A 10,612-nucleotide genomic window follows, 5' to 3' on the forward strand; every position below is an offset into this window, starting at 1 on the left:
TGTATCACTTCCATTACAAGATGCCGCAGCAGGTCGTACTTATACGCATAATCGCCCTGCAGTTCATTAAACATCTTCAGAAAAAGGTCATTAAAGTGAGATACGTCACTGGCAGATAGCGGTATTACTGCTGTTTCAGCAGACTGAAACACCGGGTAATCATGGATATTCCCAAACCGGTTAAAGAATGCTTCCGTGAATATGCATACATAGCCACTTTGTTTTTTACTGATCCTCTCCCAGTTATACGGTACCATCGGGTTGGTAAATACCAGCACACTATCCAGCACTTCAATGGTCTGATCTGCATAATGGATTTTGCTATGACCCTTTACCAGGCTGATTTTGAAGAAGTCGCGGCGACTATACGTAACCGGCTTATGGTCCGGCAATTCCATGTCCTCAATCCTGAAAATATTAAAATGCCCCGCTTCCCGCAAAGCAGGCGCCATATCCTGGTTCAGGGCCTTATAAAAAGATTGTAATGCGATGACTTTCATTATCTGCCAAAGGTACGAAAATCAAATAATGGTTATACCGTTGCTGCAGCAGGCTGTTTACTTTTTACATTAATGGTGGTACGGTTAATATAAGGCGTCATTACAATCAGCAACATCAGCACCAGTATCAGGATAGCTATTATCTCGTAATAATCCATGGCGTACTTTAAAAAAGCCTGTTTCTGTATGGCCTTATCCAGCAGGCCGGGCGCCAGCTTTGCCGCCTGATCGTTCATCAGTCCGCGGGATTGCAACGCCGCCTGGTAGGTATGCAGCCGCTCTTCCAGCCCGTTATCCGTTTTGGAAATGCTGTCGCTGAGGCGCATGGCATGGATCTTCGTGAAGTACAGGGAGCAATAATTAATGAGTGCAGTGCTGAAGCCGAAAAAAGTGTACCGGATAAAAACGCCGGCCGTTGATGCTGATACACTGATGTTTTCCGGTACAGAGGAAATGATGAAAAGAACGATGGGTGTAAGCAACATCCCCGCACCACATCCCTGGATGATCAATGGCAGTATAAAGGTAGACTGATCCGCCTCGGACGTAAACAGGAAATACATGGCGCTATGAAAAACCAGTAAAAGAAAGAAGCCTACCAGCCATATGAACTGTAACGGCCTTTTTTTTATGACCAGTCGCGCTGCGATGGTGGCCCCTACTAAAATGCCCGCCATGTTATAACCAAGCAGTTCATAGGTATGTATAGGGTCCAACCCCAATACAGTGGAGAAGAAACCGGTGGTAACATTGAATGATCCCCTGATCAGGTAAAGCCCGCCCAACAGGGTAATGCCAAACAGGAATCCCTTCGATTTAAATACATCCATATTAATAAAAGGCCGTTTGCTGTATAGCTGCCGGATCACAAATACGGTTGCCAGGAAAATGATCCCTGCAATACTCCATACCATCCTGCTGTCCTGCAACCAGTAATATTGCTGACCATAAATAAGCACATATCCCATCAGAATGAGCATAGGCGCGTATATAAAAAAGCTGCTCCAATCCAGCTGGTAAAGCGGCGTTTTGCGAACAAGATGTACACGGTTCATTAATAACAGTAACAATATAGCCCCGGGAATAAATGTGTAGATGATCATCTTGTACAATACATTATACTCGTAATTATCTACCAGCTGCGCAGTTACCAGCGAGGTTAATGAACTGGCGCAAAGGATCATTCCGTAAAAAATAGCATAGCCTGTTTCGCGTGCATGCTCTGATTGCAGCCTGCTGAATAACAATGTTAAACAGATGCTTGTAACGCCGCAGTTGAGAATGCCCTGCAAAAAACGGCAGATAAGTAATACAGATACTTCCCTGGTATGATAACACCAATAGCTCACTGCTACCTGTAGCACCAGGCAGATCAGGAAATATTCCTTGGTAGCAATACGGCTGAAGAACCGCTTCTCCAGTGGCGTAAAGGCTACCAGGGCTGCATAATATATGAGCATGGAAAACTGGATATCCTGTGGTTCGGCGCCATAAAATCCCGTAGCTGCGTTCACGTTAGCCGTTGATAAGGCAAACAACATTACGGTGGGAAACAATACCAGTAAGATAGTTAGCCTGATCAGCCATTCGGGCGCCCATGAACGGAATGTTTGTTTACTTTGTTTCATGATTACCTGCGTTCTTTTTCAATGGATACATTCACATTCATGCCGGCGGAAAGTTGTTTTAATTCATCCGGACTACCGTTAAGGCGTATACGAACAGGAATACGTTGTGCAATTTTCACAAAGTTGCCGGTGGCATTGTCCGGTGGCAGCAAGGAAAAGCGGCTGCCGGTGGCGGCAGACAGGGATTCAATTTTACCGGTCAGTTTTTTCCCCGGGAAAGCATCCACTGCTATGTTGGCCGTACCGCCTACCAGCATATGACGGATCTGTGTTTCCTTGAAGTTGGCCACTACCCATTTACCGGCTTCCCAATCTACTATATAAGCCAATACCTGGCCCGCTGAAACCAGCTGCCCGCGCTGAATAGAACGGCGTCCCATTTTGCCGTTGTAGGGCGCAGTAATAATAGTGTAGGAAACATTGAGATCATTTTTTGCTACCACTGCCACTCTCCTTTTAATTTCAGCTTCGAGTGCATTTTGCTGTACTTTGGCATCATTGATCTTTGAGAGAGATGCCTGGTAGGCGTCGAGCGAGGTATTATATTCAGAACGTGCTACCGCCAGTGCTGCCTCTACCCTTTCCAACTGCTGTTTGGTGGCGGATTCCACGTCGTACAGTTTTTTGTAGCGATCGTATTCCTGTTCCTGGTGCGTTAATTTTGCTTTCGCAGCGGCTATCTGCGACTGGTAAACTTTGGAAGATTGTGCGGTGGTGGAAACATTACTTTGCAGGATCGATACCTGTGCTTTGGCATTCAGCAGGGATGCTTCCGCTTCCTGTTGCTGTGCGGCGTATTCACTGTTGTCAATGATAATCAGGGTGTCGCCCTTCTTTACTTCCTGGTTTTCTTCATACCTGATTTCCTGTATATACCCCGTTACTTTTGCTACAACAGGATTAATATATTCATCTATCTGCGCGTCGTTTGTTTCTTCAAATTTCCATTGATGCAGCAACGTTTTTATTCCCCATATCGCCAGGAATACTACCACTACCAATGCTATAACGGTGGTGATGCGGGAAATGAGCCTGTCTGTTTTATTAGTAGTAGTGTTAGTGTTTGTGTTGTTCATATATTAAAGGTTGCCTGTTGCTTTCAATAATTGGTAGTATTGTAGTTGTGCTGTTACCTCTGCGGTTGTAAGATCGAAGCGGGATTGCAGCAGCTGTGTTTCCGCATCCAGCAGGTCGGTGAGCAGCGATAACTGGTTGAAGTAAGTATTATTTACAATCCGGAAATTCTCCTTTGCCTGGGTGATGTTATCATGGGCCACGTTTATACGGGTCACGGCTTCTGTATAGCGCAGGTAGGCGGAGTTTACTTCCTGTCGCACCTGGTCTTTAACGTCGGCGTGTTCTATCTCCTGCCGTTGCAGGTTAATTCTTGCTTCCTGTTTTTTATGTTTGTTCTGGTAAAATGAGGAGATAGGGATGCCTGCTTTTACGCCTACCTGTCCCAGGCCATAGAGTGCAATGGAGTACGGATAAAAAAGGATCTGCGGATAGGTGTAGGCGTATTCGGCATATAGCCCTACCCTGGGCAGGATGTTGCTTTGTACATCCTTCAGTTTCAATTCACTCAATGCGGTTTCTTTCTCTGAAATTTTAAAGGCAAAAGAGTGCTCATATGCATCGGCCAGGTAATCTTCGTAGGTGCGTGCAGGTAGTTGCCGGATCATCAGGGTATCCAATGCTACCTGGTTGTCTGTACTGTCTGGCTGACCAATCAGGATATTCAGGCGCTGGTTGGAGATCCGGATGCCGTTCCTTATTTCAAGCAGCGTCATTTTTTGTTTTGACAGTTTTAGTTCGGCCCGTAACAGGTCGCTTTTCAATACTACCCCGTTCCTGTTCAGCTGCCGGATCTCTTCCAATTCTTTTTCCCTTTCTGTAATATCCTGCAACATTACTTTTTCGTACATACGTCCACGGTAGATATCGAGGTACATGGCAGCTGCTTTATACCGGATGTCTGTAGCCGTGAGATTCTTCTGTTCTTCAGCCAGTTCAGCTTCGGTTTGTCTTACTTTGATTTCCCGGGTGGTTTTTCCACCGTTATATACATTGAGATAGGCATCTGCGCCAAATTGGTAATAACCGTGCACGACCGGGTATTGCGTGGGACTTTTCAACAGGCCATCTTCATAAATAGCGAGATTGGAAACACGGGCGTACAGGCCATCCGCCTTTATCTCCGGCAAACGTTCGTCCCTGGCGGCTTTGGTTCGTTCATCCATACTTTGTACACGGAGGTATTGCATCTGTAATTGCCGGTTATAGGTTTCCGCTTTTCTCCATACATCCGTTAACGTTAGGGGATTCTTTTCAGGGTCCTGGCTGGTGGCTGTTTGTGTGAAGAAAAGCGTTAAAATGAGCGCCCCTCCCAGCCACTTATTAATAATTGTAGACATACTTATAGTGATGAAGATGCAAAGTTCCTACCCTGGCAGTTAATTTATTTTCTATAAATTGCCATAAAATTGTTAGATCCGGCCAAATGAAAGATCTTGATCCACAGCTCATACTGGAAGAGGTAGATGCGATCCCGGAATCCGCCTACATATGGCACTGGAAAACGGAACATCACTTCTCCTCACATAAGCATAACAAAGGACAGTTGACCTATGTAGAAGGCGGCGCTGCTTTTTTATATACGAAGGATAAAACCTATTTCCTGCCTGCAAGGCATTATATGTGGGTGCCTGCCGGTGTGGAACACTATTTCCAGCACCGGTACCCGGCCAACTATGTACGCACCATTTATTTCTTCAGCGAACCGGAGGATTGTGAGGATCCTTTTTATAATAAGACAGGCATCTACCCGGTAAGTAATCTCCTGCTGGAAATGATCCTGCATACAGCCGCCTGGGATGGCGACATATTGCCGGATGATAAGCGCTTTGTTTTTATCAAAGCCATCAAATATATGCTGCCGGCTATCAGCTCAGTACCGCTCCCCATTACCCTGCCTACTACAGACAATCCGCGGCTGCAGCCTGTATTGAGGTATATACAGGAGAATCTTGGAGAGCCGCTTACCCTGGAAACAGTAGGCCATGCGTTCAGCTACAGCGAACGGACACTCACCCGCCTCTTCCGCGCTACTATGGATATCTCCTTTTTCCAGTACCTGAAGCTGGCCAGGATGATCAAAGCAATGGGCTACCTGCTGGAAACAGAGAAAACCATCAGTGAAATCGCCTGGGATACAGGCTATAACAGCGTTTCAGCATTCAGCAATACGTTTTATAAACTGGTAGGCAAAAGGCCGAGCGACTTCCAGCCATAACCCACTCATCCTAATGTGCTTGATTTTTTGCGGCAATTGCATAATCTTTAAGTGCAATCAAGATCTGCTACATGAACCTAACGAAAAAGCAAGTATGGCTGCCATTGCTGCTAACAGGCGCCATCAGCCTGCAATTGCAGGCGCAGCAAAAGAACAGTAAACCTAATCCCGCTAACAAAGAAGACGTGCCGCCGCAAAGATCGGTTGTCCTCAACCCGGATACGGTGGTCACCACTTTTCATGAAGTGACGGTAAAAGGACAAAAGATCCCCTATAAAGCAATGGCGGGTACCCAACCGGTTTGGGACGAGGATGGTAAAGTATTAGCGGGGCTCTTTTACACCTATTATGAGAGAACTGATGTAAAGGACCGTGCTGCCCGGCCGCTGGTTATTTCCTTTAATGGTGGTCCCGGTACGCCTTCGGTATGGATGCAGATCGCATATACCGGCCCCCGGCTGCTTAATATTGATGACGAGGGTTACCCGGTACAACCCTATGGCATACACGAAAACCCGGAAACCATCCTTGATATCGCTGATATCATTTATATAGATCCGGCCAATACCGGTTTCTCCAGGCTTATAGGGAAAGATGTTTCCCGCGAGAAATTTTTTGGTGTGAACGCAGATATCCGCTATCTCGCAGAATGGATCAATACTTTTGTATCCCGGCAAAACAGGTGGGCTTCGCCTAAATACCTGATCGGCGAAAGTTATGGTACTACCCGTGTTTCCGGCCTGGCGCTGGAGTTGCAAAATGCGCAGTGGATGTATCTCAACGGGGTGATCCTGGTATCTCCCACTGAACTGGGTATTTCCCGCAACGGCCCGGTGGATGCGGCATTGCGGCTGCCTTACTTTGCGGCTACCGCATGGTATCATAAAGCGCTGCCACCGGATCTGCAACAGAAAGACCTCACCGCCGTATTGCCCGAGGTGGAGAATTTCACCATTCATGAATTGATCCCGGCCATCAGCCAGGGTGGATTTCTGGAAGATCAGCAACGAAAAGCAATAGCAGCTAAAATGGCCCGCTACTCGGGGCTGTCCGAAAAAGTGATCCTCCAACATAACCTGGATGTACCACCGAATTTTTTCTGGAAAGAATTACTGCGTGATAAAGGCTTTACCGTAGGCCGGCTGGATTCCCGCTACCGGGGCATGGACCGTGAAGATGCCGGCACCGGACCGGATTACAATGCAGAACTTACTTCCTGGCTGCATGCCTTTACACCCGCTATTAATATTTACCTGCGCCAGGAGCTGAAATTCAGCACTGATCTTAAATACATGATGTTCGGCCCGGTGCATCCCTGGGATAACAAGGGCGACAATACCGGCGAAAACCTCCGCGAGGCAATGGCTGCCAACCCTTACCTGCATGTAATGATCCAGTCCGGCTACTACGACGGCGCCTGCGATTATTTTAACGCCAAGTACAGCATGTGGCAAATGGACCCGGGAGGCCGGCTGAAAGACCGCCTCTCCTGGCATGGCTACCGCAGTGGCCACATGATGTATCTCCGGAAAGATGACCTGTCTACCGGCAATAATGATATCCGTGAGTTTATCCGCGCTTCCCTTCCAAAAGCAGGTCAGGCCGCGAAATACTAACACCGCTGTATTCCCGCAGATAAAACAAAAAAGCAGCAGCGATAAAAGTCGCTGCTGCTTTTTTACTGTCAGTACCACGTAACTATATTTTATACGTTACGCCTAACGTAAGGTAAATATTATACAGTGGAAAATCCATTCCTTTGAAATCATCGGGGAATATGGGTCTTAATCCCCAGTTGAGGTTGCCGTTAACACTGAGTTTTTTACCCACCCGGTATGCTGCTCCGCCCTGCAGGCCCGCATCAAAGGAGCGCACTTCTGTACCGAAATCGAAGGTAGCTGAGGTGATGTTTACTTTTTCGCCTAATGAGCCGCCGTTGCGGATATATCCGTCGGAAACGGTGCCATAGAAATTAGAGCTGAATAACCAGGCCACATAACCACCCAGGTTAAAACGCCACCTGTTGTTAGGTGTATACACGGCGCTTACTGGAAAAGATACATAAGCATTACGCACCGTGGTTTTGTTCTTACCGGTAAAATCTCCTTCAAAACGACCGCCATCGCTGGTGGTAATGATAGTAGGAAAATACTGTACCTCATCTTTGGTGGCCATTCCTTTGTAGGCGAGTTTTACGGCAATGGCGGCGCCCCATTTTTCAGTGCGGCGGTAAGATAATTCATAGCCCAGCGAAGGCGAAAATTCCGGCCGGTAGGAATTGATCTTCCGGATGGTGTTTGGCAGCCCTACCGGTGCGGTACCGCCAAAGTTAAACCCCGCAAGGATGCGGTGTTCAAGCGCCGGCTTAAAACTGTTTGTGTTCGTTTGCCCGTTCCCGTTATCCTGCGCAAATAACGGGGCTGCAGCTGTCAGCATTCCCAGTACCAGTCCTGATATTTTTATATTCATAGTGGCTCTCATCTTTTATTCATTTACGATTTCTATGCCGGCTACTTCACTACTTCCAGGCTATCAAGCACTAACCTGCTGCCAATAGCGCCTTTATAAGTATCGCCGTCTTTACTGGAAGATGCTACAATTGCCATCATCATTTTTTCTGTTCCTGTATATGGCTGTACGGTTTTAAACGGGATATCAAATCGCGTCCATGCGGCGCGGGGGCCACCATCCGGGATACCGGCGGTAGCAAGGATCCTGTCTGATGTATGAATGTTGGTGGCATCCAGCCGGGTGGTTCCTTTAAACAATACAGCGTATAGGGAGCAGCTGTCTTTCATACCCGCAATAATATTCCCCGCTTTATCCTGGTATTGATCTCCCGGTTGATATTTATAATAGCCAACAAGGCGAAGCGGCTTACCGGAATACGGCTCCCCAAATTGTGTGGCCTTTAATGGCGCAGCCAACGCATTTTGCGGATCAAACACTCCTGTAAAAAGAGAACCGGCAAATAATTTAATGCCAATGAGTGCAGATAATGCCGTGCCTTTACGGGTTACCAGTTCAGCGGCATATTTGCCATGATAAGCCTCCGCAGATGCACGCAGCGGGTATTCCATCGGGTCTTTCTTCACACCGGACAATGCAATGCCCGGGTTGCCCGACGACCAGAACAAGCTGCTGCCATGCTCTATTACATACTGGTATTTATCCTTGTCCTGCAGTCCCCATGTTTCAAAATCCCATGCCCATATGCCCATGCCTCCCAGTTGAATGGTATATATTTTTTTGTTACCACTTGCGGAGGTAACCACGTATTCTTTTACGGTAGTAGAATCCAGGTGTAGGGAATCGCCCGATGCGGGTAATACGGTTGCACCGGCAGATGTAGTAATAACGGGCGCTACGCCGCTTTTAAAAGCATCGGGAGTTAGATTCAGGAAGATCTTCCTGTTTGCCTGGTCAATAAAAACATCTGCAGTAAGGTATTTTTTATCTATTGAAAATGTTTCAATATCTGCTTCCGGGTTTACAGGTGGATCTTTAATACAGGCGTGCAACGAAACAATCAGTGTGGCCAGATAGCATAGATTCCTTATTTTCATGCCGTTTTATTGGTTAAGTAATTAGAACAACTCCCAACTGTCAAATGTTCAATCATGATTGACAAAACAAGAATCAGGCGAATACTGATCTATGCCGCCAAATGTGTAACCGGTGTACTGGTGGTGCTCGGTTTGTCGCGGTTAGTGAATTACAGTGATATTATATGGGTGCTGATTTCCGTGATGCTGGTATTGTCGCCTGATGGATCTGACGCAGTAACGTTAGCGGTTACACGTATTAAGGCAAATATAGTAGGTGGCGTATCCGGCTTCCTGCTGATACTGGTACATCCGAATTTGTTGATGATGATGTGTACGGCGGTATTTGTAACAGTAGTGATCTGCAACCTGTTAAACCTGGAAGCAGCTACCCGTACTGCGTTGGCAGCCACTATTATTGTGATGACGCACGAGGCCGGGGAACATGTTTGGGATACGGCGGTGGCAAGGGTATTGTCTGTATTGGCCGGTTGCCTGCTTGGCTTACTGATCACTTTTATCTTCCATAACCGCTATACCAAGCAAACCGCCGAAATGATCCTTCCGAAGCCCGACCGTGGCGGCGAATAGCCGAATACAGATTTTCTCCAGAATCAGCAGCTATATTTGGCGGTATAAGGAAAGATGCATGAAGAAAATGATATTCTCTACGGGTTTGGCATTTTGTACCCTTACCTGTTCCTATAGTGCAAACGCCCAGGAAATTGATTCCCTGCCTGCCGGAAGCGACACTATACACTTTAATTTCCCGACGCCTGCGAAGGAGGTCCCGGGGCGTTTTCATACCACGGTTACCGGTATTGCCGTTCCGGCAGCGATGATCGGCTATGGCGTGCTTGCATTGAACAACCCTGCCCTTCGCGATCTGAACGCCACTACCAAAGCGGAGATCAAGGAAGATCATCCTCAATTCCATACCCACATAGATAATTATCTCCAGTATGCCCCGGTAGCAGCAGTTTATATACTGAACGCTGCGGGTATACACGGAAAACATAACCTGCGCGACCGCACTATCCTGCTGGGAATTTCTGCGGTGCTTACCGCCGGTACGGTGGAAATAGTAAAAAATAAAACGCATGAAGAACGGCCGGACCATTCCGACTATCTCTCCTTCCCTTCCGGGCATACTGCTACCGCTTTTGCAGCAGCGGAATATCTCCGGCAGGAGTACAAGGATGTTTCCCCCTGGTACGGGGTGGCAGGCTACCTTGCGGCTACTACCACCGGCGCATTAAGAATGTATAACAATAAGCACTGGCTGAGCGATGTGGTAGCCGGCGCCGGTGTAGGTATTTTAAGTACCAAAGCCGCCTACTGGGTATATCCCCTGCTGCAGCGAAAGCTCTTTAACACGCCTTCCAGGGCGGCCGACAAGGTGATCATGCCTTACTATAACCCGCAGTTTCACAGCGCAGGCATAAGCTTTATATTTTTCCCCCGCTAATAACATGATAAAAAGATAATATGTTATAACACAGGTATGGCCCTGCAACATTACCGCGTCGCCGGATGTAAAAAGATATATTAAATAATTGTTTGGAGTATTAACGAAAGACTATTTGGGGGTTAACCCCTAAAGCTGACCTGGTTACAAACACCTTGTTTTTGGCAATGTGGCAAAGT

General features: G+C 47.2%; 9 protein-coding genes and 1 pseudogene. 4 read left to right on the forward strand and 6 right to left on the reverse strand.

Annotated features, from left to right (window positions below; translation table 11 throughout):
- From VN105_RS21685 to VN105_RS21700, 4 genes and pseudogenes are all read right to left on the reverse strand, one after another.
- Positions 1-500, reverse strand: a pseudogene (locus VN105_RS21685) (AraC family transcriptional regulator); the annotation flags it as partial.
- 32 nt (positions 501-532) lie between these two features.
- Positions 533-2,128, reverse strand: a complete 1,596-nt coding sequence (locus tag VN105_RS21690; protein ID WP_325644127.1) for an MFS transporter — start codon at positions 2,126-2,128, stop codon at positions 533-535.
- Positions 2,129-2,130: 2 nt separating this feature from the next.
- Positions 2,131-3,204, reverse strand: coding sequence for an HlyD family secretion protein (locus VN105_RS21695; protein ID WP_325644129.1), 1,074 nt, complete (start codon positions 3,202-3,204; stop codon positions 2,131-2,133).
- A 3-nt stretch (positions 3,205-3,207) separates the two neighbouring features.
- A complete protein-coding gene (locus VN105_RS21700; RefSeq protein ID WP_325644131.1) occupies positions 3,208-4,542 on the reverse strand; it encodes a TolC family protein in 1,335 nt (444 codons plus the stop codon).
- A gap of 86 nt (positions 4,543-4,628) precedes the next feature.
- Between VN105_RS21700 and VN105_RS21705 the strand changes: the two genes are divergently transcribed.
- Positions 4,629-5,420, forward strand: a complete 792-nt coding sequence (locus VN105_RS21705; RefSeq protein ID WP_325644133.1) for an AraC family transcriptional regulator — start codon at positions 4,629-4,631, stop codon at positions 5,418-5,420.
- A 71-nt stretch (positions 5,421-5,491) separates the two neighbouring features.
- Positions 5,492-7,036 (forward strand): S10 family peptidase, encoded by a 1,545-nt coding sequence (locus VN105_RS21710; protein WP_325644135.1) that lies wholly within the window; start codon positions 5,492-5,494, stop codon positions 7,034-7,036.
- A gap of 82 nt (positions 7,037-7,118) precedes the next feature.
- On the opposite strand, the gene VN105_RS21715 is transcribed toward VN105_RS21710, so the two are convergent.
- Both VN105_RS21715 and VN105_RS21720 read right to left on the reverse strand, forming a co-directional pair.
- Entirely contained in the window at positions 7,119-7,901 is a 783-nt protein-coding gene (locus tag VN105_RS21715; protein ID WP_325644137.1) for a porin family protein, read from the reverse strand.
- A gap of 29 nt (positions 7,902-7,930) precedes the next feature.
- Positions 7,931-8,986 (reverse strand): PCMD domain-containing protein, encoded by a 1,056-nt coding sequence (locus tag VN105_RS21720; RefSeq protein ID WP_325644139.1) that lies wholly within the window; start codon positions 8,984-8,986, stop codon positions 7,931-7,933.
- 54 nt (positions 8,987-9,040) lie between these two features.
- On the opposite strand from VN105_RS21720, the gene VN105_RS21725 reads away from it, so the two are divergent.
- Together VN105_RS21725 and VN105_RS21730 are read left to right on the forward strand one after the other, a co-directional pair.
- Entirely contained in the window at positions 9,041-9,556 is a 516-nt protein-coding gene (locus tag VN105_RS21725) for an FUSC family protein (protein ID WP_325644141.1), read from the forward strand.
- Positions 9,557-9,614: 58 nt separating this feature from the next.
- Positions 9,615-10,433, forward strand: a complete 819-nt coding sequence (locus VN105_RS21730; RefSeq protein WP_325644143.1) for a phosphatase PAP2 family protein — start codon at positions 9,615-9,617, stop codon at positions 10,431-10,433.
- Positions 10,434-10,612 lie beyond the last annotated feature (179 nt).

The sequence above is a fragment of the Chitinophaga sp. genome (assembly GCF_035564935.1).
Lineage (GTDB): Bacteria > Bacteroidota > Bacteroidia > Chitinophagales > Chitinophagaceae > Chitinophaga.